Annotated in this window: 38 protein-coding genes; 13 read left to right on the top strand and 25 right to left on the bottom strand. The window is 64.9% G+C overall.

Annotation, left to right across the window (positions count from 1 at the left end):
• Positions 1 to 109: 109 nt before the first annotated feature.
• From HX774_RS14920 to HX774_RS19780, 12 genes are all read right to left on the bottom strand, one after another.
• Positions 110 to 529 carry a hypothetical protein gene (locus HX774_RS14920; RefSeq protein WP_178828031.1) on the bottom strand — a complete coding sequence of 140 codons (420 nt, stop codon included), beginning with the start codon at positions 527 to 529 and terminating at the stop codon, positions 110 to 112.
• The gene (locus tag HX774_RS14915) at positions 522 to 881 is read right to left on the bottom strand and encodes a head-tail adaptor protein (protein ID WP_178828029.1); all 360 of its coding nucleotides are present in this window, start codon (positions 879 to 881) and stop codon (positions 522 to 524) included. Before HX774_RS14915 ends, HX774_RS14920 begins: the two co-directional genes overlap by 8 nt.
• A complete protein-coding gene (locus tag HX774_RS14910; RefSeq protein WP_178828027.1) occupies positions 868 to 1,119 on the bottom strand; it encodes a hypothetical protein in 252 nt (83 codons plus the stop codon). Before HX774_RS14910 ends, HX774_RS14915 begins: the two co-directional genes overlap by 14 nt.
• Before the next feature lie 9 nt (positions 1,120 to 1,128).
• Positions 1,129 to 1,440 (bottom strand): head-tail connector protein, encoded by a 312-nt coding sequence (locus HX774_RS14905; protein WP_178828025.1) that lies wholly within the window; start codon positions 1,438 to 1,440, stop codon positions 1,129 to 1,131.
• On the bottom strand, positions 1,440 to 1,628 hold the full coding sequence (locus tag HX774_RS14900) for a hypothetical protein (protein ID WP_178828023.1): 189 nt from the start codon (positions 1,626 to 1,628) through the stop codon (positions 1,440 to 1,442). The genes HX774_RS14905 and HX774_RS14900 overlap by 1 nt, the downstream gene beginning before the upstream one ends.
• Before the next feature lie 93 nt (positions 1,629 to 1,721).
• The gene (locus tag HX774_RS14895) at positions 1,722 to 2,927 is read right to left on the bottom strand and encodes a phage major capsid protein (protein WP_178828021.1); all 1,206 of its coding nucleotides are present in this window, start codon (positions 2,925 to 2,927) and stop codon (positions 1,722 to 1,724) included.
• A 59-nt stretch (positions 2,928 to 2,986) separates the two neighbouring features.
• Positions 2,987 to 3,643, bottom strand: coding sequence for an HK97 family phage prohead protease (locus HX774_RS14890; protein ID WP_178828019.1), 657 nt, complete (start codon positions 3,641 to 3,643; stop codon positions 2,987 to 2,989).
• Complete coding sequence (locus tag HX774_RS14885; protein WP_218650457.1) at positions 3,640 to 4,872, bottom strand: phage portal protein; 1,233 nt, start codon at positions 4,870 to 4,872, stop codon at positions 3,640 to 3,642. The genes HX774_RS14890 and HX774_RS14885 overlap by 4 nt, the downstream gene beginning before the upstream one ends.
• Positions 4,869 to 6,560 carry a terminase large subunit gene (locus HX774_RS14880; RefSeq protein WP_218650456.1) on the bottom strand — a complete coding sequence of 564 codons (1,692 nt, stop codon included), beginning with the start codon at positions 6,558 to 6,560 and terminating at the stop codon, positions 4,869 to 4,871. Before HX774_RS14880 ends, HX774_RS14885 begins: the two co-directional genes overlap by 4 nt.
• Entirely contained in the window at positions 6,557 to 7,285 is a 729-nt protein-coding gene (locus HX774_RS14875; protein WP_178828013.1) for a hypothetical protein, read from the bottom strand. Before HX774_RS14875 ends, HX774_RS14880 begins: the two co-directional genes overlap by 4 nt.
• Before the next feature lie 101 nt (positions 7,286 to 7,386).
• Entirely contained in the window at positions 7,387 to 7,962 is a 576-nt protein-coding gene (locus HX774_RS19785; protein ID WP_218650455.1) for a hypothetical protein, read from the bottom strand.
• Between the two features lie 448 nt (positions 7,963 to 8,410).
• Entirely contained in the window at positions 8,411 to 8,791 is a 381-nt protein-coding gene (locus HX774_RS19780) for an HNH endonuclease (protein ID WP_218650454.1), read from the bottom strand.
• 281 nt (positions 8,792 to 9,072) lie between these two features.
• Between HX774_RS19780 and HX774_RS14860 the strand changes: the two genes are divergently transcribed.
• Positions 9,073 to 9,279, top strand: a complete 207-nt coding sequence (locus HX774_RS14860) for a DUF1508 domain-containing protein (RefSeq protein WP_178828011.1) — start codon at positions 9,073 to 9,075, stop codon at positions 9,277 to 9,279.
• A 102-nt stretch (positions 9,280 to 9,381) separates the two neighbouring features.
• Here the strand turns inward: HX774_RS14860 and HX774_RS14855 are convergent, their stop codons facing one another.
• From HX774_RS14855 to HX774_RS14815, 9 genes are read right to left on the bottom strand one after another with little or no spacing between them, the layout of a single operon-like run.
• Positions 9,382 to 10,098 carry a hypothetical protein gene (locus tag HX774_RS14855; protein ID WP_178828009.1) on the bottom strand — a complete coding sequence of 239 codons (717 nt, stop codon included), beginning with the start codon at positions 10,096 to 10,098 and terminating at the stop codon, positions 9,382 to 9,384.
• Positions 10,095 to 10,811, bottom strand: coding sequence for a hypothetical protein (locus HX774_RS14850; RefSeq protein WP_178828006.1), 717 nt, complete (start codon positions 10,809 to 10,811; stop codon positions 10,095 to 10,097). Before HX774_RS14850 ends, HX774_RS14855 begins: the two co-directional genes overlap by 4 nt.
• Positions 10,747 to 11,649: a helix-turn-helix domain-containing protein gene (locus HX774_RS14845; protein WP_218650453.1), complete on the bottom strand. Its 903-nt coding sequence runs from the start codon at positions 11,647 to 11,649 to the stop codon at positions 10,747 to 10,749. Before HX774_RS14845 ends, HX774_RS14850 begins: the two co-directional genes overlap by 65 nt.
• Complete coding sequence (locus HX774_RS14840; protein WP_178828002.1) at positions 11,646 to 12,071, bottom strand: helix-turn-helix domain-containing protein; 426 nt, start codon at positions 12,069 to 12,071, stop codon at positions 11,646 to 11,648. Before HX774_RS14840 ends, HX774_RS14845 begins: the two co-directional genes overlap by 4 nt.
• A complete protein-coding gene (locus tag HX774_RS14835; protein WP_178828000.1) occupies positions 12,068 to 12,442 on the bottom strand; it encodes a hypothetical protein in 375 nt (124 codons plus the stop codon). Before HX774_RS14835 ends, HX774_RS14840 begins: the two co-directional genes overlap by 4 nt.
• A complete protein-coding gene (locus HX774_RS14830) occupies positions 12,439 to 12,654 on the bottom strand; it encodes a hypothetical protein (RefSeq protein ID WP_178827998.1) in 216 nt (71 codons plus the stop codon). The genes HX774_RS14835 and HX774_RS14830 overlap by 4 nt, the downstream gene beginning before the upstream one ends.
• Positions 12,654 to 13,088 carry a hypothetical protein gene (locus HX774_RS14825; protein WP_178827997.1) on the bottom strand — a complete coding sequence of 145 codons (435 nt, stop codon included), beginning with the start codon at positions 13,086 to 13,088 and terminating at the stop codon, positions 12,654 to 12,656. Before HX774_RS14825 ends, HX774_RS14830 begins: the two co-directional genes overlap by 1 nt.
• Before the next feature lie 60 nt (positions 13,089 to 13,148).
• The gene (locus HX774_RS14820; RefSeq protein WP_178827995.1) at positions 13,149 to 13,421 is read right to left on the bottom strand and encodes a hypothetical protein; all 273 of its coding nucleotides are present in this window, start codon (positions 13,419 to 13,421) and stop codon (positions 13,149 to 13,151) included.
• Positions 13,421 to 13,660 (bottom strand): helix-turn-helix transcriptional regulator, encoded by a 240-nt coding sequence (locus HX774_RS14815; RefSeq protein WP_178827993.1) that lies wholly within the window; start codon positions 13,658 to 13,660, stop codon positions 13,421 to 13,423. The genes HX774_RS14820 and HX774_RS14815 overlap by 1 nt, the downstream gene beginning before the upstream one ends.
• A gap of 48 nt (positions 13,661 to 13,708) precedes the next feature.
• Between HX774_RS14815 and HX774_RS14810 the strand changes: the two genes are divergently transcribed.
• The 5 genes from HX774_RS14810 to HX774_RS14790 are packed head-to-tail and all read left to right on the top strand — an operon-like array spanning position 13,709 to position 15,800.
• Positions 13,709 to 14,077: a helix-turn-helix transcriptional regulator gene (locus HX774_RS14810; RefSeq protein WP_178827991.1), complete on the top strand. Its 369-nt coding sequence runs from the start codon at positions 13,709 to 13,711 to the stop codon at positions 14,075 to 14,077.
• A gap of 48 nt (positions 14,078 to 14,125) precedes the next feature.
• The gene (locus HX774_RS14805) at positions 14,126 to 14,518 is read left to right on the top strand and encodes a hypothetical protein (protein ID WP_178827989.1); all 393 of its coding nucleotides are present in this window, start codon (positions 14,126 to 14,128) and stop codon (positions 14,516 to 14,518) included.
• A 22-nt stretch (positions 14,519 to 14,540) separates the two neighbouring features.
• Positions 14,541 to 14,861, top strand: a complete 321-nt coding sequence (locus HX774_RS14800) for a hypothetical protein (RefSeq protein ID WP_178827987.1) — start codon at positions 14,541 to 14,543, stop codon at positions 14,859 to 14,861.
• Positions 14,858 to 15,124, top strand: coding sequence for a hypothetical protein (locus tag HX774_RS14795; RefSeq protein WP_178827985.1), 267 nt, complete (start codon positions 14,858 to 14,860; stop codon positions 15,122 to 15,124). The genes HX774_RS14800 and HX774_RS14795 overlap by 4 nt, the downstream gene beginning before the upstream one ends.
• A gap of 16 nt (positions 15,125 to 15,140) precedes the next feature.
• Positions 15,141 to 15,800, top strand: a complete 660-nt coding sequence (locus HX774_RS14790) for a hypothetical protein (protein ID WP_178827983.1) — start codon at positions 15,141 to 15,143, stop codon at positions 15,798 to 15,800.
• A gap of 194 nt (positions 15,801 to 15,994) precedes the next feature.
• On the opposite strand, the gene HX774_RS14785 is transcribed toward HX774_RS14790, so the two are convergent.
• From HX774_RS14785 to HX774_RS14770, 4 genes are all read right to left on the bottom strand, one after another.
• Positions 15,995 to 16,342, bottom strand: coding sequence for a hypothetical protein (locus HX774_RS14785; protein WP_178827981.1), 348 nt, complete (start codon positions 16,340 to 16,342; stop codon positions 15,995 to 15,997).
• A gap of 181 nt (positions 16,343 to 16,523) precedes the next feature.
• Entirely contained in the window at positions 16,524 to 16,961 is a 438-nt protein-coding gene (locus tag HX774_RS14780; RefSeq protein ID WP_178827979.1) for a DUF805 domain-containing protein, read from the bottom strand.
• 11 nt (positions 16,962 to 16,972) lie between these two features.
• Positions 16,973 to 17,305, bottom strand: coding sequence for a hypothetical protein (locus tag HX774_RS14775; RefSeq protein ID WP_178827977.1), 333 nt, complete (start codon positions 17,303 to 17,305; stop codon positions 16,973 to 16,975).
• An 87-nt stretch (positions 17,306 to 17,392) separates the two neighbouring features.
• Positions 17,393 to 17,614 carry a hypothetical protein gene (locus tag HX774_RS14770; protein WP_178827975.1) on the bottom strand — a complete coding sequence of 74 codons (222 nt, stop codon included), beginning with the start codon at positions 17,612 to 17,614 and terminating at the stop codon, positions 17,393 to 17,395.
• Positions 17,615 to 17,799: 185 nt separating this feature from the next.
• Between HX774_RS14770 and HX774_RS14765 the strand changes: the two genes are divergently transcribed.
• The 7 genes from HX774_RS14765 to HX774_RS14735 all read left to right on the top strand — a co-directional run.
• Complete coding sequence (locus tag HX774_RS14765; protein ID WP_178827973.1) at positions 17,800 to 18,060, top strand: hypothetical protein; 261 nt, start codon at positions 17,800 to 17,802, stop codon at positions 18,058 to 18,060.
• Positions 18,060 to 18,596, top strand: coding sequence for a hypothetical protein (locus tag HX774_RS14760; RefSeq protein ID WP_178827970.1), 537 nt, complete (start codon positions 18,060 to 18,062; stop codon positions 18,594 to 18,596). The genes HX774_RS14765 and HX774_RS14760 overlap by 1 nt, the downstream gene beginning before the upstream one ends.
• Entirely contained in the window at positions 18,593 to 18,952 is a 360-nt protein-coding gene (locus HX774_RS14755; protein ID WP_178827968.1) for a hypothetical protein, read from the top strand. The genes HX774_RS14760 and HX774_RS14755 overlap by 4 nt, the downstream gene beginning before the upstream one ends.
• The gene (locus HX774_RS14750) at positions 18,949 to 19,419 is read left to right on the top strand and encodes a hypothetical protein (protein ID WP_218650452.1); all 471 of its coding nucleotides are present in this window, start codon (positions 18,949 to 18,951) and stop codon (positions 19,417 to 19,419) included. Before HX774_RS14755 ends, HX774_RS14750 begins: the two co-directional genes overlap by 4 nt.
• Positions 19,419 to 20,237, top strand: coding sequence for a hypothetical protein (locus tag HX774_RS14745; protein ID WP_178827966.1), 819 nt, complete (start codon positions 19,419 to 19,421; stop codon positions 20,235 to 20,237). The genes HX774_RS14750 and HX774_RS14745 overlap by 1 nt, the downstream gene beginning before the upstream one ends.
• Positions 20,238 to 20,515: 278 nt before the next feature.
• Positions 20,516 to 20,689: a hypothetical protein gene (locus HX774_RS14740; RefSeq protein WP_218650451.1), complete on the top strand. Its 174-nt coding sequence runs from the start codon at positions 20,516 to 20,518 to the stop codon at positions 20,687 to 20,689.
• 46 nt (positions 20,690 to 20,735) lie between these two features.
• Positions 20,736 to 21,629 (top strand): hypothetical protein (locus tag HX774_RS14735; protein ID WP_178827964.1); only part of this gene is annotated, 894 nt, incomplete at its 3' end.

Below are 21,629 nucleotides of genomic sequence, written 5' to 3'. Positions count from 1 at the left end.
GGGGAGGGCGGGACGCGGTCATAGACCCGGCCAGCGATCAGTCCGATCAGATCGGGGTCTTCTTTCAGCGCTTTGACGATGGCGGCTTGCAGAGGCAGGGACAGGTCGATCATAGGCCCGCCTCTTTTCTCAACGCCTTGCGCATGGCTGCTGTGATCCGGCGCTTCACGCGCTTCTGACTGGCGCGAACGACGGGATAGAACGAGGGCGAGGCTGCGACATGGGTTCCATCCGGGGCCTTGTGGCCTAACTCGACGCGGGCGGCTTTGGCGCGGCCTTTGGCGTCCTTGGCGTCCGAGATGACGACGTAGGACACGTCTCCCAGGCGACCTTCCTCGACGTGGATGTGGTCACGGACCTTCTCGCCGTCGTTCTCTTCTTTGGCCTGAGGCGCGATCCGGCGCATCTGCGCGGCCATATCCTCGGCCTGCATGAAGGCTTCTTGGCCTGCCGCCTTGCGAACGGCTGGGGTCATGCGGTTCAACTTGCGCATCAGCCGCTCGACGTTTTCGAGGCCGCCCTTAGCCATCTGCGACGCCCGACTTCAGCTGAAGCAGGAGCCAGGTGCGGTCGCCGTCCATGTCACCGATGAAGGTGATGTTGAAGGTGCGCGTGGCGTCGCGCGCGTCGATGGCGCGGTCGCCGGTCCGCAGAGAGCGCGTTCCGCTGTCGTTTCGGACCCAGCAGTCCCAGGATGCGGTTCCGGCCACTCTGCCAGCCTGTACGGCTTCGCCGCCCCGCGTTGGCGTCAGGTTGCAAGCGCGAGAGATGTCGAGATCGGCCCAGCCGGTGACCGGATTGCCGTAGCCGTCGTCGCCTGCACCACGACGCTGGAATTTGACCCGCTGGCGCAGGTCTCCGGCGCCCTTAGGCTTCGGCATCAGTCTTCTTCTTCGCGCCGCCGGGGCGCTTGTCGCCATCGTGGTCGAACTTGGCAGGGTCGGCGCCGTTGAACGTCAGGTCCTCGGCCTTGCCGGCAGCGATAGCGGCCTCACCAGCCTCGCGCCGAACAGTGTAGGCGCCGTCGCCATCAGCCCCGCCTTTCGGGGAGAACGCGACCAGGATGCGCGGGTCTTCGGTCGGGACGTAATCGAAGGGCTCGGTGAAGCGAACGCGCATGGCGATCTCCTAGACGCGATAGATGCGATACGGGCCGAGCAGGGCACCGATGGTCGGCGACACGGCGAAGGACTGGCCCGCGACCACGCTCTCGCGGTTGTTGTAGAGGTCGCCGAGCATCAGCAGCGCGGCGGCTTTGAAAGCGGGCTCTGCCCCCTGCGGGACCAACTTGCGGTCGCAGTGGTTCAGCACGGAAAGGACGGCGGCGTCGGCGTAGGCTTCGACCAGGGCGTCATCCTCGTTGCCGTCAATGCGCAGGTGCTGCTTGGCTTCGGCGAGCGACATCAGCGGGCCGGTCGTGAGGACGACGACGTTCAGCATCAGTCGGCCGCCTTGTTCTCAACCTTGGGCTCGGCCTTGTTCTTCGGCGCAGGCTCAGCCTTGGTTTTCACCAGCACCCCGTTGGCGACCAGATGCGCGACTTCCGAGGCGTTACCCTCGTAGGCCTCACCGGCCTGATACAGGCGGTCGAACAGGACTTGCCGGGTGACTTTGTATTTCTCGGTCATGGGAGCCTCCTTGCGAGGCGGTCGCCCGATGCGGCCGCCACGAAAAGAGGCCCGGCAGGTTTGATCCCGCCGGGCCGTTCAGTTTCAGGGAGATCAGGTGACGCGGCCGAAATCGCCAAAGATGAAGGCTTCGGGACGATAGACCGCGAGGGCCAGGCGCTCTTCAGCCAGGATCGTGACAAGGTTCAGAATGAAGTCCTTGTCCACGTAGCCGGTCTCGACGCGAGCGTCCCAACGGTCGAAGACCTGGGCGCCCAGTTTGAAGGCGCCGGTCAGGAACTTATCGACCGCGATGGCTTGGGTCGTCACGACCGGCAGCGACCACAGGGTGGGCGAAGCCGTGCCCTGCGGGTTGCCGATGATGTAGCGGCCTTCGCTGTCTTTCAGGGTCTCGATGAACGCCCAGTCGATGGGGTTCATGACGTGGCCCGTCGCCGGGTATTCGGCCAGGGCGGCTTGCAGCATGGCCAGACGCATCATGTCGATGCTGGTCGCGCCCGAGATGGTGATCGGCGCCGCGTAGGCCGTCGCCTGCGGGATGATGCCATGCAGGTTCTGGCCGGAGCCGCTGCCGTTCAGCAGTTGCTGCTCTTCGGCGTAGGCCAGCCCGTAGAGCAGGCGCTGGTCGATCACCGAACGGAGTTGCGACACGTCGCTCAGGATCTGCTTGGACGCCTTCATCCAGTGCGCGATGACCTTGGCCGAAGTCGTGACCAGCTCGAACTGCAGGTCCGACTCGGGCTTCTGAGTGCCTTCGGCCACGGGCGCAGCCGAATTGGTGAAGCCCGTCTCCTTGACGTACTCCAGCGTCGAGCCGTCCATGCGGCCCTGCGAGAGCAGATCGCGCACGGTCAGGCGGCGTTGGGGCAGGGGCAGGATGCCAGGCAGGCGGGTGGATTGCACCGCGTCGCCGACCGAGCCGGCGGCAGCGGTCGTGGCCGACGTCAGCGTAGCCTTGATCTGCAGGTCGCCGCCGCGTGCGCTCTTGGAGAAGCCGCTGGCCTGGAAGTTCTGGAAGCCCTCGGACTCGGTGAACTGCTCGCCGATCGACTTCTCGCCCTGGTCGGGGTCGCCGCCGCCGCGAGCCATCTTCTGCTCCAGATCGTCCAGACGGGCCTTGGCCTCGTTCATGGCGGTCAAGGCGCCGTCGATGACTTCCTTCTGGGCGCCGGTGGCGTCGATGCCTTTTTGGGCTTCGGCGACGGCCTTCTCGGCCAGGGCCTTCACGCCGTCCAGCTTGGTGTCGAAGTCGGCCTTGAACTCGGTTGCCAGCTCGGCAGCAGTCTTTTGATCGCTCATGGCGACCTCCTTTAGAAAAGTGGGGGGTGTCTTTGGAGCCCGCCGAAGCGGGCGAGGGGTTAGCCGCGCAGGGCCTTCAAGAAGGCCATCGCGTCATCAGCCTTCGCCTCGGGCTCCCCCCGAAGGTGCGGCGTCGCTGCAGCCGTGATGGCCACAGACTTAGTCCGAGAGAAGCCGGCGTCCCGCAGGAGGCCCTCGAACTCCCGAACCGTGGGCAGGTCGCCCCGGTCCAGAATGGATTTGATGCTTTCGATCCGCGCACGCTCGTTGGCGCCAAACGTCACCAGCGAAACTTCACGGAGATCCAGCTTCAGAAGTTTCAGCACGCCCTGCTTGTCGTCATGCGGGGCCGTCTGAATGGTGCGGTAGCCGATGGAGAGGCCGTCCATGGCACCTGCTTTGACCAGGCCATAGGCTTCGGCTGCGCGGGGCGAGACGTCTTTCAGAAGCCTACCCTTCAGGTATAGGCCCTTGCTGTCCTCGGCGATGTCGTCCCACACGCCAATCGGCTGCCAGCTGTCGTGCTGCCACAGCATCTTGACCGTCTGGCCCTTGCGGCGGCGCTCGACCAGAGAGCCCGCGAATGCGCCCGGTTCGACCTGTTCGTTATAGCTGTCCACGACGCCGAAGACGGAACCGTAGCCCTCGATCGTGCCGTCGTCGGAGACGGCCTTAATGTCCAGCGAAATGGCGCTGTCCTTGGTCTGAAGCATCATTCACCTCCTCCGGCGACGAGCGCTGGCGGGTTCGCCATGTTGATCGGGATGTTCTGCGACTGCATGCGCGGCACATCGCCGCCCGGAACCGGCGGCAGGTTTTCCAGGGCGCGGACCTCGTTGATGGTCATCGCGCCGATCTGGGTCATCTTCTGGTAGAACTCGGACCGGCCCTTGCTGTCGGCGCGGAGCAGGCCCTCAAGGTTGAACTCGACCACGATGCCAGCAACACGGTCAGCCGGGGTCAGCAGCTGCTTGGCGATGGCCTGTTCGATGCGCTTCAACCGGCGCCGCAGAGTGAACTTCTGGAAGCGGAGCGTCTGCTCCTCCAGGCCGGTGCCCCAGCTGGTCGACTTCTCGGTGTGCCCGATCATGTGGGGTGGCACTTCGAAGAAGCGGCAGATCTCCTCGACGCTAAACGAGCGGCTCTCCAGCATCTGCGCGTCTTCGGGCGTCAGGGACACCGTATGCGGCGTAATCCCGCCCTCAACGAGCATCGGCCTTCCGGCGTTCATGGCGCCCGCATGCTTCTCCTGAAGGGCGGACTCCAGAGTGTTCCGCTGGTCGGCGGTAAGCGTCTTATCGCCGGGAGTAACCAGCAGCAGCGACGGGCGGACACCATTTGCGAAGGTAACCTGCGCCGCATTGTTCACGGCCAGCGAAAGGCCGAAGACCTGACGGCCGTAGCTCAGCGTCGAGAGGCCACCGAGCGGCGAACCGCCGAAACCGCGCACATGGAAGACGTTCTCTTGCGGCTCGTCGAAGGACTTGCCGTTCTCGGTCCAGCGATAGCGAAGGGCGCCGTTCGACTGCCGCGTGATGGAAGGGTTGAAGATCGGGTGCAGGGCGACGATTCGCCCGCCGTTGCGCTCGATGCGAGCGTGCATGTTGCCGCGAAGCTCAAGGGCTGCCTGGCCGCCTTCCCAGAAATCCAGCGACGTCTGGTCGTAGTTCGGGCTGTCGTGCAGCACGCGATAGAGCGGGTGGTCCCGCGCCGGCACGCGGTTGCCCGCCGCGTCGGTGCGGTAGACCATGATCGGCAGCGATGCGATGGTCCCCGCCAACAGGTTGACGCAGGCCCACGCCGCCGACAGGCCGAGGATGCCTGTCTCCGTGACGGGAACCCCGGCGTTGACGTTATCGACCCAGCCATCCGGCCGCGTCGTGGTGAGATGCTGAACCGTGTCGGCGGACTTAAAGCCGAGCGCTACCAGCGCCTTGCCGATCAAGCTGGCACTCCCAGGCTGGCGAGGTAGTCGTTCCATCCCGCCTCCTTCGGTTCTGGGTTTCGCGCCATCAGCATGATCGCGTTGAAGCTGGCGACGAGCGGGTCAATCTTGGCCCGGCCGGCGCTCTGCTTGGTGATGACGACGGCGCCGCCCTTGACCTCGGCCTTCGCGTTGCCGACGCACCAGGCCATGAGCGGCTGCGCAGCGTGCTTCAGGCTTCCGTTCTTCAGCTTGATCTCAGAGCCCCAAGACGCAGGCGACAGGGCGTAGCCCTGACGAACCGCGACCTGCAGGCCGATCCCGATGCCGCGCGCCTCAAGCTCGTCCACCAGGGCGGCGACGCCAGCAGGATCGACGCCGACGCCGTTCTCTTCCGGCAGCAAGCCCGAGTCCTTCACGCGCTCGACCAGATCGGCGGCCTGCATGATCGGCTCCATCGCGTCGGAGCAGATGGTCAGGTCGCCCTGGCCTTGAAAATCCATGAGGCGGCTTGCGATGTCCGTCCGCCGTTTGAGCACGTCGTCGTGCGCCCATGCCTTGTTCCAGAGCAGCCATTGCCGCGTGACGCGGTCGCGGCCCAGAACAGCCAGGCCGAACAGGTCGTCGAGCCCGCCGCCGTCGATCCCGATGGTCACGACCTCCGACCGCGCCAGAAGCGTGTCCAGCGTCAGCGTCGGATCGCCTGCGGCTTCCCAGTAGTCAGCGCCAGCCCATCGGTTGTTCGAAAGGGCGAGGCCGATCTCGACGTTCAGATGCTTGGCGAGGAAGACCTGCTTCTCGCCGCCCGTCGCGTTGAGGACCTTCCGAAGCTCGTCCTCCAGCCACTCCTGGCTGACCGAGCGCCCCAGGTTGGGGTTGGTGATGTAGAAGTTGGCGGGCTGGAGGTAGGCCTCGGCCTCGACCATGGCCTCGGGGTATTCGTAGATGACCGGCAGGCTGCGCTTGTCGTCGATCTTGCCGTCCCGCACGTCGCGGAAATAGTCGAGCTTCGTCTTGAAGACCCCGGCAGGCTCCTCGTCGGCCTGGGTGCTGGCCCAGATCACGAAGCCCTCAGGCCGCGAGACCGTGCCGCCCGTCGCCTCGCGAAGCATGGCGTCGGCCTTGGCCCGTTTGCCGAAAACCCAAAGCTCATCGACGAAGATGTGCCCGGCCTTCTTGCCCGACACCGTGTCGGTGTCGGCGGCGACGACCTTCAGCATAGCGCCGTTGTCGCGGTGCGTGATCGTCCGAATGTGGTCCTGGACGTGCAGCAGCTCGTCCAGTTCCTCGTCGGCCTTCACCATGTCCCGGGCGGGCTTGTAGGCGTTCTGCGCGACCTCGATGGTCGGCGCCAGGATCAGCAGTTCAGCCGAATGGCGCCAGTTGCGGATCAGGGCCGTGAGCATGATGCCCGCGGCGATGGTGGACTTGCTGTTCTTCTTCGAGATCAGGAGGAAGAACTCGCGGATCAGGCGTTGCCCGCTGTCGGCGTCATAGGCTCCGAAGATGGCGGCGACGAAGTCGAAGACCCATTGCTCGCAGGCTTCACCGAAGGTCGGCTGACCAGGAGCGTCGACGATCTTCAGCGACCTGAAGACCTCCAGCGCCTCGCGCGCCTCATTGGCGAACAAGGGCGACGGGATGAGCGACCGCCTGGCGACGATGCGGTCGCGCCAATCGGGGCACGCTGTAGAGGGGGTTTCAATCACAAAAGGCTCGTGCGCCGGGCCTGCTTGCGCTGGTTTTCCACCGCCCACATAGGCCGCAGATTTGTAAGGCCCCAGCATGCCGCGAAGCCAGGCGTTCCCGGCTCAGGATTTCCAAAATGGGCAACGGGCAAAATATGGTCGATGTGGATTTCGCCAGCCATCAGCCGCTCCCAATTCATGCCCGCTGTAAACTGGCGCTCAAGATGCGTCCGCAGTTCATCGGAACCGTAGCCCAGCAGTTCGAACGTTCCGCGCCCAGCCTTCGCGCCCTTAGCCATGCGGCGCAGGCTATCCCGCATCCGCTTTCGAAGGGCCGCCGAAGGATCGGTGCGGACCTTCGCGTCCTGTCTGCGCTGCTTTGCTCGGACCAGGGGCCTGTTCGCGTCGCGCCAGCCTTGCTGCTGCTGTCGAACATGATCGCGGTTTTTGCCCGCCCACTTTCGTTTCGACCGCAAAGCGCTGTCGGGGTTTGCCGCTCGCCATGCCCTAGATTGCGCGGCAGCCTTGCCGGACGCCGTGTAGGCAGCAGCGGCAGCACTGCGCTTCGCAACCTGATCGGGCTGGGCGATCAACTCCCGTATTCGTGCCTTCCGGCACTCTCGGCACTGACCACGAAGGCCGAATGCCCCGCCGGGGTTGGCGTGGAAGAACTCCTCAGTAGCGAGCTTTTCGCCGCCACAGGCTGTGCAGACCTTCGTCGCGCACGTATGCTTGGCCTCAGCCATCCGATGCTCCTCAACAGCTCGGCAGGTTAGGATCGAGCTCGGGATTGCCGTCCCGGCTCGATCCGATCTTAGCGGCTATCGCCCTGCGGCAACAGCAAATCCTAGCGGACCAGCCTCAGGGGAGGAGCCGGCGCCGAGAACTTGCCGCCACCCTTGGCGACCCGCTCCCCGGCTTCCTGCCGCTGCTTCTTCACGCCAGCCGGCGCACCGGCCTCGGCAAACGTCTTGGCCGCCGTGGCGAGGGCTTTCAGCACCTCCGAGCGACCCTTGAGCGACACGGCCGCCATAGCGGCCTGTTTCTGTTTGTCGTCCGCGCCCTCGTCGATGGCCGAGACGATCATGTCCTCAAGCTCGCCTTTGCGCGTGGTCGTGGCGTCCAGCTCGTCCAGCATCCTCATGACGAGGTTGCGGCCCCGGCCGACGATGGCCTCGGGCGTGGTGTTCTCCGGCGTCAGAACCGTGCCGACGTAGACCTTCGCGGGCTCCGGTTCGCGGGGTGGTTCGCGGTGCGAACCTGCCTTGGGGTTCGCACGCTCCCAGCCGTCTTTCTTCGCCCGCTTCCTGATCGCCGTGTCGCTGAGGCCGTACCAGGCCGCCAACTCCCGGATGGACATGGTTCCTGCGCGGTAATCGCGCTCAATCTCTGCCCAGTCGACGGGCTTCTTTTCGTCCGTCATGAGGGCTCCAGCCGGCTCCGGTTCGCACCCGCGAACTTCCCAGCCGGGATTAAATCTCTACGTGCCGGGGAGGCCGGTCCCTAAGCGACGGCTTCCGTTGGACTTTTGATGCCCCCCCCCGGGGGTCAGTCTGGGAGCTTGATGCGGTCCCACGTTGACCAGCGCTGGCCAGTCTCATCGACTTCGGCATGAGTGCTGACGTAGACGCAGCCTGCCCGCCTATCGATCCGGCGATCAGCCTCATCGAGCAGGACCCGAGTGCGCGTGCTCGGCACGTCTATCTCCACCGGGACACCGGCCACGACACCGGCGAAGGCGAAGAGGCGGCGAGCCAGAGAGAGAGACGGAACGCGAGACCCTTAAGGCCGCGGACCTTGATCTTGATCCCTAACCGCGCGGTCGCGGCGTTGAGGTTCACTGTCTCGATGCGCGACATGCTGCTAACTCCTCAGCTCCACACCCCGCGCTGATGCAGGCTCTCCTGCTCCTCGCGCTGGATGGTCGAGTCGTGGACGGCCTTGCTGACCGTCTCCAGGTTGTTCGGGTCCCAGAACAGGCGCTCATCGCCACGGTGCGGGCGCTTGTGGTTCACCACTGGGCTATCAGGGTCTGGGCTCTTGCCGCCGAGGACGGCGCCGGTGCGCTGGCAGGTGTAGGCGTCTCGGATCAGGATGGTCTGGCGTAGCGCCTTCCATCGGGCCGTCTTGTACCAGGCCTTCCATGGTGCGCTGTGCTGGACGGGGGCTGGCCCCTTGGGTTGGTCAGGAGCGAAGGCCCTGCGGTCGCTGGCAAAGCCAAGGCGAGAGGGCGGGTTGGTCAGTCTGGCCATCGGTGATTGGCCCCAAGTGTTCCGGCCTTCCCGGCAATGAACAGCTCGCGCTGCCCGCACCCCGGTTGCTTTCTCAGCTCTAAGGTCCGTTGTGTTTGCCCTGCTGCGCTTGGGAGCCAGACCAGGGGGAATGTGGTGCGGGGTTGTGGGGGATAACTGCCCGTTATGGATGGATGTCCCCAACGAGCTTAGGAAGGTCCACGATGTTCGATGACCGGCGTGCGTTGACGGCGCCGTTAGCCTAACCCAGCCTGCGAGGGTCAACCAAACAGGATGCAGCCATGACCGCCCGACCCTATCCCTCGTTCCTAATCTACCTAGATGCCAACCAGCAGTTCCGATGGAAACTGGAGGCGGCAAACGGAAAGATCATCGCCAATAGCGGCGAGGGTTATCACAACTACAAGGACTGCAATCACGCCATATCACTGGTGAAGAGCGCTTCTGCTACCTGGCAGACCAAGGAAGTGACTGACCGGACCGCCTAAGAGAAAGGCCCCGCGCTCGAAGGAGCCGGGGCCTGTTCCGGACGCGCGAAGCGCCGATATCTGTTTGTCGCTCCGTTCGGCCCCGTTTGCAATAGGCCTTGGTCAGGCCGCGATACGAATGATGTCGTAGCTCACGGCGGCCATATCCAGACCGATCATCAGCTCCACCTCAAGCCGCTCCGCTCGGTCCTTGTCGCCGCCGGCTAGCGACCTCAGGGTTTCGCCACGTCCGCAGACGGCGTCCATCAGGTCTGCCAGGCGCGTTGATCCTGTAGCGCAGCGGATGTGATAGCGCGCCCGATCAAGGCGCTGCGTCGCTGCGACGCGCTTCTCGTCAGGACGGAGATCCGTCGCACCACCGCCGGGAGCGTTATCGTTCAGGCAGGAGCGGAGACCATCTGTGCGGATCATGCTGTAGTCGTCCGACCACCGCTGACCGGCTGTGCGGCGGACCGGGGTCAAGCGGCCCTTCTGGATCAGCCAAAGCAGTCCATGCCGCATGCCCGCGCCGGACGCGGTCCTGGCCGTCTCGGCGCCGTTGCCATCCAGGAGCTTGTCCTGTTCCGCGGCGCCCTGCTGCATCGCTTGGGCTTCCGCCTTCCGGCGCAGGTCCTCCAGCGTGTCGTCGATCTCGTCCAGAAGCGTCTTGGCGACCGCGAACTGCATGAGCCTCAGGCGGTTCTCGACGTTGGCGATCTTGGGCAGGAGGTTGCAGCCCGGCGTGGCCTCAACGCGCCCGCGCACCAGTGCAGCCCGGTCTGTCAGGCGTCGACGCTCCAGGGCAATGGACTGCGCGGCCGTGGCCTTGATCGTCGTCATGCTGCTTCTCCGTACTGGTAGGGTTCGCGGTCGATGGGCGGGATGACCTTTCGGGCCTCCAGCATCGCCCGCATTTCGGCGCTCATGGTGCTGCCGGCGGGCAGGGGCGCCGATGGCGTCGGGCGCAGGGCCTTCTTCCTCGCGGCGGCCGCCTTGGCCGCCGGCGTCTCAGCCAGGGTGGCCAGCGTCTTCGCCACCATGGCCTTGACCTCCTCGGGCGACGGACGGTCCTCGACCACCGGCTTGGGCTGTGCCGCCTTCTGGCTGGCGACCACCGCCGCACGGGCGCGGTTGTAGGCTCGGGTGAAGCGGCCGCACGTCGGCGTCGTCTTGGCCAGGTGGGCCAGCTTGCCGGGCTTCGGCGCCCACTCGCTGTCGGGCAGGGCGATGTAGGCCACCATGCCGGTTTCGATGCTCGCCGCCGTCAGGCCGCTCAGCGCCTCGAAATAATCGGCCCAGAACGCGGTCCACTCCACCTCGCTCCGCTCCATCCGCAAGTCGCCGAAGATTTGCTCCCGGCTCTTCACGATCAGCATGATCTCCTCGGGCTGAGCAGGGCGGAGGGCCTCCTGGCGCAGCATCGGCATCAACATCGCGGCCTCGGACCGCAGCATGGGGCTCTTGCTGATGACCTCGATGGCCTTGTCGTCAGAAGTTTCGACGAGCAGCCACGACCGAAGTGGCCCGCTCAGCGCCGGCAGTCGATCGGTCACGGTTTGCGCTTCGTTCGGCTGAGCGACGGGGAAGCTGTTCATGGGTCTGGCTTGCATGGCGGGCCTCAGGGATTTTCAGGGCGGCAGCGTTGTCGGCGATGGACTGGGCGATGGGGGCGTCGAAGAACTTCCACGACGAGATCGGCTGACCGGGCTTGGCGGCGATGGTGGTGACCACGGGCACGACGTCGTGTTCCCAACTCGCCCCGTCCCGGCGCCAGGCGGCGAGGCGGCCCAGCGTCGTGGTCAGGCCCGGCTGTCGGGCAGGGTCGAGGCGGATCGTGTTGGCGGCCTGGCTCAGCAGCTCGGCATGACGGCGGGCGTCGCCCTCGGGCCAGTCGCAGACCACCGATGCGAGGGTCACCACCGTCGAGGTGTCGTTCGCTGGCTCGCGCGCAGCAGCAACAGCTTCCTCTAACGGTTCCTCTAGCGGTTCAAACGAAGTGAGCCCCGACACACAGTCGGGTAGGTTTGGACTGGATGTCTGTTTGGTTTGGACAGGGTGTCTGTTAGGCGAGCGCCTACCCGACTTATTGTCGGTTTGGACGTTCTCCCTCCGTTCAGGGTGTTTCGGACCCTTTGAGACGATCAGATCCGACGTCCGCGAACCGTCCTTCCGGTGCCGGCGCTCGCGGGTGATCCAGCCCGCCTTTTCAAAGGTCGCCAGGGCGCGCTCGACCGTCTTGATCGAGCAGCAAGCCTGCTCAGAGATGGTCTCCTGGCCCACGAACGTCGTGCCGTCAGGCCCCACATAGTTGGCCACGACCAGCAGTACGGCCTTCTCAGTCGCCGTGGCGCACGTCTGGTCCAACGCCCATGTGATGGCTTGAACGCTCATAGCGTCGCCAGTCCAGCCATGGCGATGCGCCCCCGGGCTTCTAGGATCAGAGCCTCAAGGTGCTTCGACGCGGCGTCGATCTGCGCCGTCAGCATCAGATCGACCGGGTCGGCGGGCAGGCCACGGAAATACTCCAGCGTGGTCGTCACCTCCGCGGCGAAAACCGGATCGGCGGCTATCAGGCTCTCGACCTTTCGGACGGCGTGGATGACGGTCGTGTGGTCCCGGCCGCCCAGCGCCCGGCCTATCTGAGGCAGGCTCAGGTGCGGACACGCCTCGCGGATCACGTACATGGCGATCTGACGAGGCCGCGCGATTGAGCGGATAACCCTACGACCTGTGATCTCGCCCAGGCTCACGCCGTAGCGCTTGGCCACGAACTCGACCACGGATCGGGCTTTGATCCGACGTTCAGGCGTCATCGTTTCACCTTCCGGCGCAGCAGGCTGTACCGGGCCTCCGCCGTCCTCAGGTCGCAATCGACAGCTGTCGCAATGGTGTTGGCGCCGAACCCCTCCAGGTACAGTCGCTCCGACGCAGCCAGCTTCTCTGACGTCCAGGCGAAAGGGCGCGGCCGCGGACCACCGACCGGCAATCCAACGTCATTGGAGGCTTCCAGCCCCTGCAAGTCCTCACGGCACCGCCCCATGACATTGGCGATGGTCTGCCAGCCCCGGCCCTTGGCGCGCATTTCGCGGGCCATCTTGACCTCCTGGGGCGTCAAACCACCGCGTCGAGACGTGGCGAAAGCCCCGGTACTGGTGGAGTTGGCGCGATTGGTGGCGACGGTCATCGCGCACCTCGCAGGCATTCGCTCGTCACGATGTTGCGTGCCGCCTTCAGCTTGCCGACAGCGTTCATGTCGCGGCGTTCGGTTGCGCGGTGTTCCAGCGCGTCGAACACGCCCTGCACCGTGGCGAACGGGTCGGCCTGGCCGTGCAGCAGGCTGTCCTTGCCCGTGAGGGCCAGGAGGGCAGTGTGCAGTCTGAGGAGGAGGGCGCCCATCACGCTGCCCCAGGCTGTAGGGTCGCGGCTTTCGCCTCCAGGCGCGTCACCGCGTCACGAGCGATGGTCGTCGCCTGACGAACGGCGAGGATTTCGCCCTGATCGCGTTGTCCGTCGGCGTCCATGTCATGGACCAGGCGCAGCGCCGTTGACGTCGCGCTGACCGACTCGACCACCGCAGCGGAAATGCTGTCGGCCTCTTCGCCACGCACCGCCTTGACGTGGGCGCCGGTGACAATCGTTCGCCCGGCGACGACTTCCAGCAGCCGGATCTGGCGATAGCCGGGTTCGTCTTCGTTGCTCAGGGAGTAGAGCTGCGAAACGCGCTGGTGTGACACGCCGAGGTGGACGCCAGCAGCTTCAACGCCGCCGACCGCCGTCACCAACATCTTGAAGAGGGCTTTGACCTCTTGGGTTTCCTGAAGCCGGCTCATTGCACGGTGCCTTCTGTTTGCAAGCTGACGGTCGCCAAGCGCCGCCGTAGTTTTCGTGGGTTAGGCCGCCTGAGGTGGCGGCTCATCGGGAGGTGAGGGGTGATCGGTGTTGGCGACGACAAGGCGCGCGACGGTCGGCCCGACGGCCTGCAGAAGCGCCGTCGACAGGTCTGCCGTCTCGGTCGCCAAGCGCGCGGCCTCGACCATTTCGCGACGGACGCGGGCGACCGTGAACTCGTCGGCGCCCTCGCGGCGGAGCCGGTCATAGTCCTCGACGTGAAGAACCACCGTCCGAACGGCCAGGATCAGGCTCTTGACCACCGACCGCGACATCAAGCGGCCTCGGACCGGGAAGGGGTGTCGTTTGCGGCGCGAAGCTCAGCGCAAACGGATGCAGCCGACACCGCGCCGCCACTCCATCGCTCGATCCTCAGCGCCAGCCGCAGCGAGGCGTCGCGTTTCCCGTTCTCGATTTCGGAGAGCCAGCCCTTGCTGGAAGGGCTGAGGCCAAGAGCCACGGCGCACTGCTCAAGCGAGAGGCCGAGGGCTGCACGATGTTGAGCGAGGGTCATGCCAAAGGTTCACATAGTTTGAACCTCTCGTCAATCTCACAGGTTCACATGGTGGCGGGCGACTTCCTGTGGAGAAGTTCGCATCATGTGAACATGGAACAAACTGACGGTCCGGACTGGTTTCTGCACGAGTGGTTCGCCACGGCTGGCCTCAAACAGAATGACCTCGTCACGAAGCTGGACTATCCCAAAAACACGGCGAACCGCCTGTGGCATGGGCTCCAGCCGTTCAGGCGGGATCATGTTCAGGCGATTTCAGAGTTGCTGAACATCCGTCCTCACGAACTCCTCATGCATCCCGACGACGCTATGCGGATCCGGCGCCTGGAGGCAGCTGTGCGAGAAGTGGTCAAGGAAGAGGCCGCTGCCGCGCCGAAGCCTGAAGCCGACAAAAAGGCTGCCGGCCGCGCGGCCTAATGACATTCACGGCCGACTTTTAAAGCGGCTGAACCTCGGGGGAGGACGATGAAAAAGTGGCTCTACGTCGCAGGCGGCGCCGCCCTCCTGATGGTTGGCGCAATAGCTGCTAACGCAGCGCTCAAGCCAAGGCCGATGGTCGCCGCGACAGCCTTGGCCACGCATGAGGTAGGGCCGAGCTTCTACACCGTGGCGGTGCAGTCTAACGCCGATCCGGCGTCCTTCGCTGACCTGGCTGGGATGAAGTGCCTGGACGTCGACAACTGCATGGTCGGCATCTGGCGGGAGGGCGAAGAACCGTCAGCTCTTCCGTTTACCGAGGCGCAGATCAAAGCCCAGGCCTTCGCCTATGCGATCAACCGCGAGACGGGCTTCGAGCGCGTGGCATGGGACTGCTCGCTCTATCCCAACACCACGCGCGAAAAGTGCCTGGCGAAATAGACGTGTAACCTCGGGGGGGCAAATGAACATAGCCGCAAGCGCCGGCGCCAACGCCGCAATCATCGCGACACTGGCTCGCAGCAAGGTCATCGAGCATTTCCAGAAGGCCGGGGCGCTGAACCCTGAGACTGCCGTGCCGCTGCCGACCAAGAGTTCTCGCTCCACGGTGAACGCGCTGATCAAGCAGAAGGTGCTAATCCCGGCCGGGGACGAGTTGTTCTACGTGGACCTCGACGCCGACAAGCGGTGGCTTCGTGCGCAGGGCAATGTGGCGGTCGCCGTGATCATCGGGTTGGTTGTCCTGCTGGGGATCGTGATGGTCATCGTGGCGGTGGCCGGGTGACCGAAGCCGATCTCTGGAAGCTGGCGGCCCAGCCCGCGATATTCGCTATCGCCATGCTGTCGTTCCTGAAGGCGTCGTGGCGGGTGAGGCTGATGGCGGCTGTGGGCGCCGCTGCGGTCGGCCTGGCTGTCGGCCTGATCACCATCTGGGCTGAGCGCAGCGGTGTGCCTTGGTGGCTGGGGTGGGCCTTCGCAGCGAACTGCGTTGCGTATCTCGTATGGCGTTTGATCAAGCGGCGGCGAGCAGCTGCGCATGGCGGGTAACCTCGAGGGAGGGGTGATGGCGGACCAATCGAAGGTAACAGTTTTTGTGTCGCTGCCAGGGCTGCTTGCCAGCGGCGACGCCTCGTTCTGGCACGCGGTGCTGAACGACAATGACGTTCTGGCCGAGCTGTCAGATGGCTCAGACCGCGTCCTGGCCGTAGTGGCTGGCGGCGCCCTGGAGGCGGACCTCAAGGCCATGATCGGTCGATGTCTTGTCGATGATCCAGAGTTGGCGGGTAGATTTCTCGGCTTGAATGGACCGGCCGGAGCATTCGGCGCGCAGGTAAATCTGGCCTACCTGATGGGGCTGATCGACCGCAGAGCAAAAGATGATCTCGTCAAGGTCGCAACGATCCGCAATCTATTCGCTCATCAGGCTCGCGGCCTGAGCTTCGCTGCCTCGCCAGTTCGTGAGCACTGCCGCGACCTGCAGTTTCCCGACGTCTACACCCGATCATGCGGAGACGATCCCTCTAGAGGGCTTATGGTCCACAGCAAGCATGCTGGCCGGGTGAGTCAGTTAGGCCTGGATCTCGGGCGGCGAGACGAGCGCCTTACGGACCCCCGCTGGCGCTTCGAAATCACCGTGCAGCTTCTGAGCTTCCTGTTGAAGCAGACCAGCCCGGCGCGCCCTGTTCCAGCCACGCCCTCAACATCAATGGGAATGCGGCCTTGAGGCCATCGTATTCGTCGTAGCAGTCGCGCTGAACGACCCTGATCTCTTCACAGGCGGCCCAGCCCACTCGCTGCATTTCCGGCGTGACGACGATCTCTCTGGCCTCAGCTTCGGTCATGCCGACATGATGCCATAGGAATTAATTCGCGTGAAGAGTCCCAATCCCCGCCCCTCACCGGGCGGGGTTTTTGCTGTCAGACCAGCGCCAATTGCTGCTTCAGCGCCGCCACAGCTTCTGCCGTCAGATGGAAAGGGAGCTGATGCGAGACGCCCTCGATCAGGAACGAAATAACGGCGCCGCCCATGTCGTCGGCCAGCAGATCAAAGCCGTCGATCTCTAGGGCGGTGACGTTCCGCTCGGCCGAGATGCCGGGCGTCTGCTTCGTCGCGTAGGCAATGGCGAGGCCTGCGAGACCAGGCAGCTTTTCGCGCGGGATGGCTAGGGCTATCCGCCCCGCCTCCTCGGTCTCGAACCTGAACAGCCCGTGGCTTTCATCCAAGGTCGGGGCTGCGGCGAGGGACTTTACGGTCAGCGCTTCCATGGCGCGACCATAGCAGCTTGCCCGCGTGCGGCTCCAGCCTATGATGGCCGTATCCTTTCGGGGATCAGCGGCCTGGCTTGCAGAATGATCCCCCCCGGACGTTCTCGCCGGGCCGTTTTGCTTTCGGATGCGAAAACGGCGGCCCCAGATGGAGCCGCCGCTGGATGGTTGAAGGACCGACCTAAGCCGCCGCTTTACCGGGCTCGTAGAATTGCTTCACAGGCGGGCCATACTTGTTCGGCCCCTGCTGGCTGTCTTCAATCAGTAGCCAGTAGAGCGGCAGCAGGTTCACGAGCGGGATAAGCAGCAACAGCCAGATCCAGCCACTCCGGCCCGTATCGTGGGCGCGGCGGAAGTTCATGGCCATGCTGTCGATGAAAGCGAGCGCCCATGTGCCGAAAAGCATGAGCATCGCAACGCCGCCCAGTGCCCCGGAGGCGGCCGACGTTCCGTCGGGGCCAGTAGCTTCGTCGGCAGCGACGCCGGCGCTGGCGATCCCCATGACAATGCCCCAGACGACAAGCCAAACTGCGAGCCAGGCGAACCAGTTCGCCCACGTATGCGAGCGGCGCGCACGTCCGCTAAAGTCGAAGTTCAAGAACCAGTTGGTCAGTTTCACGGCAACTCCCCCTACGCGACCGGGCACTGCTTGTTGCGCTGTGCCTCTTGGATACCGGCGACGCGACCACGGATGGCTTTGTCGGCGTCCGATTTCGCCATAGCGTTGCCGATGCCGTAGTCACCGAGGAAGCCGGCCACCGAGCGCCAATCGAAGTCGGCGGTTTCGGCGATCTGGGTCTGAACCTGGTTGGCGCGGACCAACTCAAGGCGCAGAGCATTGCAGTCCATGGCTTCGGCTTCTGCAGCCGACCATTGCGTTGCGATCGGATAGCGCTTGGTGGCGCAGGCGGCCGTCGTGGTTGCAGCGACGACTAGAGCCGCCACGATGATGAGCTTCTTCATAGGATCCCCCAGGATCTAAAGTGACGCCCAACCCCCTGTTGCGCGCTGCAAAACTGGTATCACGTCGTTCGCTAATGTCGAGTGAAGTCACGCTGCCTCGTCCGCTTCTGGTGGCACGTCGCCGATTGTCGCCAGCAACTCAACCTCGCTCCAAACGTCCCCATCCTCACCGCACTCGATCTTGAAGAAGACCAGGCCATCGACGCGGCCCATCATGGCCTTGCCCCTGCGAAACGCTGCGTCTTCGTTAGGAAAGGTCAGCAGCTCGCCAGCGGCGAGAGCCCCGCGACGGCGCTTGAACTGCGCCACATGGTAGGTCCGAGCCTTCCTCATCCCGCCCTCAGAAGTTAACGCATACTGATCGCCGACCCGCGAAGGGGAGTCGATAGGCGATGCGTCAATCGCGGACGTGGGTTCAAATGGTGTGAACTAATCTCTTGACGGTCGGTTCAAACGGTGTGAACCTTCTCCCAACACCAAAGGGGGAGACGCCCGTGGCCCAAGACGCCTTGATCGACATACGCCCGCATCCGCTGGGCATAGGCTTCCATCCGAACTGGCAAGCTGTTCGCGACCGACGCGCCGAGCGCGAGTGCAATCTGATCCAGCGTGAAGCCGCCGAGGCCCAGCGCCAGGCACGCCGCCACAAGGCCGCATCGGCCACTGCAGGACGGGCAACCCGTGTCTTCGTCATGGCCCTCCAAGGCACTGTCTGCTTCGGCTTCGTCGCCTGCTTTTGGTGGGCGCTGGCCTGATGCGCGAGTTCTATTCCATCGTCAGCACCGGCTCGCCGAAGCGCGACATCGACCTGTTCGGACCCACGACCGTCCGCATCGACGGCGCCCGCGAGCCGGGCGGGGCAGGGGTGCCGGTCATCTACCTTTCGGCCTATGTCGAAGATGCCGAGGTCTTCGCCCAGCGCCTGTGCGCGGCCCTGACCTGGCTGAACGACAACCAGAATCTCGCCACCCCGGCGCCCCCGCCCGTCCAGCGCGCCGCGCCGCCGGCTGTCGTCGAAGAGGTCGGACCCTACAGCCTGCCCGAGTACGTCGAGGACGTGGACTGGTCTGAACGCCTGTTCCTGCCCGAAGACTTGACCGCCACCGACTGGCGCGGCTGGGCCGAGGCCTTCGAGCGCCGCGTCGATCTCGCCACGACCGAAGGGCAGATCGCCATGCTGGAGGTCGAGAACGGCCTGGGCCTCAAGGCCTGCCCGTTCAACTTCCGCCGCGCCATCGGCCGCAAGCTCCAGACCCGCTACGTCGAAACCGCAAGTCAGGAAGCGGCATGATTGCCGAGCAGGACATCCGCGTCCTCACAGCGGACGAAGCCGCCCTCCTGACCACCGTCAGGCCGTATCAGCGGATGATGCGCTGCGCCTTCGCGGGCGTGCCGTTCCGCCTGGAGGATCAGCCGGTCGGCAGCAGCAAGAACGCCCCGCGCTACTCCGAAGCCCTGATCCTCAGCATGGTCGCCGAAGGTCTCCTCTGGGTCACGCAGCAGGCCGCTGCATGGCCGGAGCGCGACGTGCCGGCGCGGCCCTTCACAGTCATCCTCAGCCCGGTCGGCGAGAAGGAGCGGGTTCGCCTGCTCAAGCACTCGCGCATGACCACCGTGCAAGACCACCGCTTGGATCAAGCCGCATGAGCCGGTCGCTGTTCCAGATCAACGCCGACCTCACGCGCCTGCGCGAAGAGAAGCGGGCCTTGAAGCGCAAGCATTACGCCCCTGGCCATATCCGGTCCCGGTCGTTCCGTCCTGAGGGCCCAGGCCAGCGCCAGCCGCGGGAACGCGACAACCGCCACCTGGCCTTCATCCGCCGGCTGCCGTGCGCTGCCTGTCGGATCGCTGGCCCCTGTGACGCCGCGCACCTGAGGGCAGGGGACATCACCATCGGCAAGCGCCCCACCGGCAAGGCCGAGAAGCCGTCCGACCGATGGACCACGCCCCTCTGCCGTCCCTGCCATGAGCGCCAGCACTCCGGCGCCGAGCTGGCCTTCTGGCACGCCCTCGGCATCGACCCCTTCGACCTGTGCCAGGCGCTCTACGCCGTCTCTGGCGACACCACAGCAGCGGAAGCGATCCTTCGCCGCTCTCAAGAGGGGAAAGCCTGATGGTTGGTGTTCACTCCGGCCAAGAGGCCTCCGTGCCCGGCGGTGATGCATCAGGTGGCGCGGCTTATCTCGCGAAGGCCGCCTATCATGGCACCCCGATCACCCCGAATGCAGTCCTCCAGACGCTGGGCTTCCGGGACTATTGCGTCTCCTACTACCGGCCTGATCAGGTCGAGTGGATCGACGCCAACGCCCGGTCATGGTTTGCGGACAACGGCATCTTCTCCGCATGGATGAAGGGGACCGAGTTCAGCGACGCCTACTGGCAAGCCTATTACGACTTCTGCCGCCGCTGGTGCCTCGACGGGCGCTGCTCATGGGCCGTCATCCCCGACCCCATCGGCACCGGCACGCAGGAGCTGGACTACTTCATTCGCGAGTGGCCCGCCGATCTGCGCGACCATGGCGTTCCGGTCTATCACCTCGACGAGCCCATCCATCGGGCGGTCGCGCTGCTTGAGCGGTTCGGGCGCCTCTGCGTCGGAGCCACGGGCGAGTATCGCGACATCCTGTCGGCGCCCTTCTGCGAGCGCATGGATGATCTGTTCAACGCCATCCATGCCGCTTTCGGCTCCATTCCGCCGATCCACTTCTTCCGTGGCCTCCAGCTCCTGAAGCCGGGTTGCGACTGGCCGATCACCTCGGCTGACAGCACCGACATCGCCCGCAATCACAACCGTCTCAAATCCCTCGGGGATCGTTACCTGTGGGGCGTGCAGCAAGCGGCTGGCCGCTGGGACGACATGGCCGCCCGCCGCACGCTGGCATGGCCCCCTGAGCGCCTATCGCAGCGCCAGCTTTTCGAGGTGGCAGCATGACCTCCGTTCCTCACTCCGGCGCAAAGAGCACGTGGGTTCCTGGTTCTGAAGAGCGCAGGGCGTATTGGAGAGCGCTCAGCGAAAGGCGGCGGCGATGCCCAGAATATCGGGCCAAACAGTCGGCCATCTACAAGGCTTGGCGCGCCCGAAACCCGATCACGGATGAAGAGCGTGCCAGGGGCGCCGAAAATCAGCGTCGCTATCGGGCGGATCATTCCCTCAAAGAACATCACGATGCGCGGCGATCGGTGCGAAACGCCTTGCTCCGTGGCGACCTGGTGAAAGGCGTGTGTGAGGTCTGTTCAGCGACGCGGGTTGATGCTCACCACGACGATTATAGCCGTCCTCTGGACGTGCGGTGGCTGTGCCGGGCGCATCACATGGAGGTTCACAACGAACTCCGCGCCAAGGCTACGGCAGGCGAGACCCGCAACGCCGAGGGGGCGCTGTGATGGGTGTCTTGAACTATTGCGGCTGTGGCTGCGCGTGGAACCCCGGATGGTTCACAGCCTGTCCGAAGTGCGAGGACGGACGGGAGCTTCGGCCATCGTCGGATTTGACGTTGAGGAATACGTCGGCGGCTATGAGTTTCGCGGCGATGAAGGCGGCTACATGCCGACCGACAAGGAGCGCGAACTGATCACCGACGCCATCCACGGTGTCATGTCTGAACTGTCGTGTCTGTCCGCCCCCGCCCCGTCATCGCTGGCGGGTGGGTGGCGTAGCCCGACCGAAGTCCCCGAGGCGAAGAAAGGCGAACACGCCTACCGCATCGTCGCTGTGAAGCGCGCTGACGGTGAGAAGGTGGTGACGTTCTCAGCGTTCTACATGAACGCCGTCCCGCTTTGGTTTGAGGACGACAACGAGAGCCGAAACGTCACAGGCTGGCATAGCGACAGCGAGGGCGACGATGGCCCGACCTACAGCCCCCTTCTGACGCAAGGCGACGCTCTGATGGGCTGGCGTGAGTTCCCGCAATGGGAAGCCGCCCTATCCCCGGAAGCCCCAGCGCTCAACACCATCGGTTGCGCTGAACTGGAAGTCGGTCGCGCGGTCTATGAGCGCATCGAAAAGCTGATCGACACCACGACCGGACCTGAGGCTGAGGAACTGTCCTACCTCGCGCATCTGGCCGCGAGCGTTGAGGAGGTCGGCGGGTATGACGGGCCGGAAGCCCCAGCGCGGGAGGGGGTGGTCATGGCTGCGACCGACGTTCCTATGTGGGCCGATGGGATCGCCACGGACGGCGAAAACGTCGCCATGGCTCAGAAGGCCGAGGCGGACCACGGCGGCCACTATTGGGCCGTGGACGGGGGCAATGGCGGCCTAGATTGGGAGCCGACGCACTTCATTTCGCTGGACGCCCTCACCCCCCGCCATGAAGCCCCAGCC

The organism is Brevundimonas sp. P7753, assembly GCF_013386595.1.
GTDB classification, from domain to species: domain Bacteria; phylum Pseudomonadota; class Alphaproteobacteria; order Caulobacterales; family Caulobacteraceae; genus Brevundimonas; species Brevundimonas bullata.
The sequence above is the reverse complement of the archived record's forward strand: the minus strand, read 5'-3'. Positions and strand labels throughout refer to the sequence as shown.

What these genes read in the sequence shown, in the direction of transcription:
- HX774_RS14920 (WP_178828031.1), bottom strand. Translation starts at nt 529, where the DNA reads ATGGCTAAGGGCGGCCTCGAAAACGTCGAGCGGCTGATGCGCAAGTTG.
- HX774_RS14915 (WP_178828029.1), bottom strand. Translation starts at nt 881, where the DNA reads ATGCCGAAGCCTAAGGGCGCCGGAGACCTGCGCCAGCGGGTCAAATTC.
- HX774_RS14910 (WP_178828027.1), bottom strand. Translation starts at nt 1,119, where the DNA reads ATGCGCGTTCGCTTCACCGAGCCCTTCGATTACGTCCCGACCGAAGAC.
- HX774_RS14905 (WP_178828025.1), bottom strand. Translation starts at nt 1,440, where the DNA reads ATGCTGAACGTCGTCGTCCTCACGACCGGCCCGCTGATGTCGCTCGCC.
- HX774_RS14900 (WP_178828023.1), bottom strand. Translation starts at nt 1,628, where the DNA reads ATGACCGAGAAATACAAAGTCACCCGGCAAGTCCTGTTCGACCGCCTG.
- HX774_RS14895 (WP_178828021.1), bottom strand. Translation starts at nt 2,927, where the DNA reads ATGAGCGATCAAAAGACTGCTGCCGAGCTGGCAACCGAGTTCAAGGCC.
- HX774_RS14890 (WP_178828019.1), bottom strand. Translation starts at nt 3,643, where the DNA reads ATGATGCTTCAGACCAAGGACAGCGCCATTTCGCTGGACATTAAGGCC.
- HX774_RS14875 (WP_178828013.1), bottom strand. Translation starts at nt 7,285, where the DNA reads ATGGCTGAGGCCAAGCATACGTGCGCGACGAAGGTCTGCACAGCCTGT.
- HX774_RS19785 (WP_218650455.1), bottom strand. Translation starts at nt 7,962, where the DNA reads ATGACGGACGAAAAGAAGCCCGTCGACTGGGCAGAGATTGAGCGCGAT.
- HX774_RS19780 (WP_218650454.1), bottom strand. Translation starts at nt 8,791, where the DNA reads ATGGCCAGACTGACCAACCCGCCCTCTCGCCTTGGCTTTGCCAGCGAC.
- HX774_RS14860 (WP_178828011.1), top strand. Translation starts at nt 9,073, where the DNA reads ATGACCGCCCGACCCTATCCCTCGTTCCTAATCTACCTAGATGCCAAC.
- HX774_RS14855 (WP_178828009.1), bottom strand. Translation starts at nt 10,098, where the DNA reads ATGACGACGATCAAGGCCACGGCCGCGCAGTCCATTGCCCTGGAGCGT.
- HX774_RS14845 (WP_218650453.1), bottom strand. Translation starts at nt 11,649, where the DNA reads ATGAGCGTTCAAGCCATCACATGGGCGTTGGACCAGACGTGCGCCACG.
- HX774_RS14840 (WP_178828002.1), bottom strand. Translation starts at nt 12,071, where the DNA reads ATGACGCCTGAACGTCGGATCAAAGCCCGATCCGTGGTCGAGTTCGTG.
- HX774_RS14835 (WP_178828000.1), bottom strand. Translation starts at nt 12,442, where the DNA reads ATGACCGTCGCCACCAATCGCGCCAACTCCACCAGTACCGGGGCTTTC.
- HX774_RS14830 (WP_178827998.1), bottom strand. Translation starts at nt 12,654, where the DNA reads ATGGGCGCCCTCCTCCTCAGACTGCACACTGCCCTCCTGGCCCTCACG.
- HX774_RS14825 (WP_178827997.1), bottom strand. Translation starts at nt 13,088, where the DNA reads ATGAGCCGGCTTCAGGAAACCCAAGAGGTCAAAGCCCTCTTCAAGATG.
- HX774_RS14820 (WP_178827995.1), bottom strand. Translation starts at nt 13,421, where the DNA reads ATGTCGCGGTCGGTGGTCAAGAGCCTGATCCTGGCCGTTCGGACGGTG.
- HX774_RS14815 (WP_178827993.1), bottom strand. Translation starts at nt 13,660, where the DNA reads ATGACCCTCGCTCAACATCGTGCAGCCCTCGGCCTCTCGCTTGAGCAG.
- HX774_RS14810 (WP_178827991.1), top strand. Translation starts at nt 13,709, where the DNA reads ATGGTGGCGGGCGACTTCCTGTGGAGAAGTTCGCATCATGTGAACATG.
- HX774_RS14805 (WP_178827989.1), top strand. Translation starts at nt 14,126, where the DNA reads ATGAAAAAGTGGCTCTACGTCGCAGGCGGCGCCGCCCTCCTGATGGTT.
- HX774_RS14800 (WP_178827987.1), top strand. Translation starts at nt 14,541, where the DNA reads ATGAACATAGCCGCAAGCGCCGGCGCCAACGCCGCAATCATCGCGACA.
- HX774_RS14790 (WP_178827983.1), top strand. Translation starts at nt 15,141, where the DNA reads ATGGCGGACCAATCGAAGGTAACAGTTTTTGTGTCGCTGCCAGGGCTG.
- HX774_RS14785 (WP_178827981.1), bottom strand. Translation starts at nt 16,342, where the DNA reads ATGGAAGCGCTGACCGTAAAGTCCCTCGCCGCAGCCCCGACCTTGGAT.
- HX774_RS14775 (WP_178827977.1), bottom strand. Translation starts at nt 17,305, where the DNA reads ATGAAGAAGCTCATCATCGTGGCGGCTCTAGTCGTCGCTGCAACCACG.
- HX774_RS14760 (WP_178827970.1), top strand. Translation starts at nt 18,060, where the DNA reads ATGCGCGAGTTCTATTCCATCGTCAGCACCGGCTCGCCGAAGCGCGAC.
- HX774_RS14755 (WP_178827968.1), top strand. Translation starts at nt 18,593, where the DNA reads ATGATTGCCGAGCAGGACATCCGCGTCCTCACAGCGGACGAAGCCGCC.
- HX774_RS14750 (WP_218650452.1), top strand. Translation starts at nt 18,949, where the DNA reads ATGAGCCGGTCGCTGTTCCAGATCAACGCCGACCTCACGCGCCTGCGC.
- HX774_RS14745 (WP_178827966.1), top strand. Translation starts at nt 19,419, where the DNA reads ATGGTTGGTGTTCACTCCGGCCAAGAGGCCTCCGTGCCCGGCGGTGAT.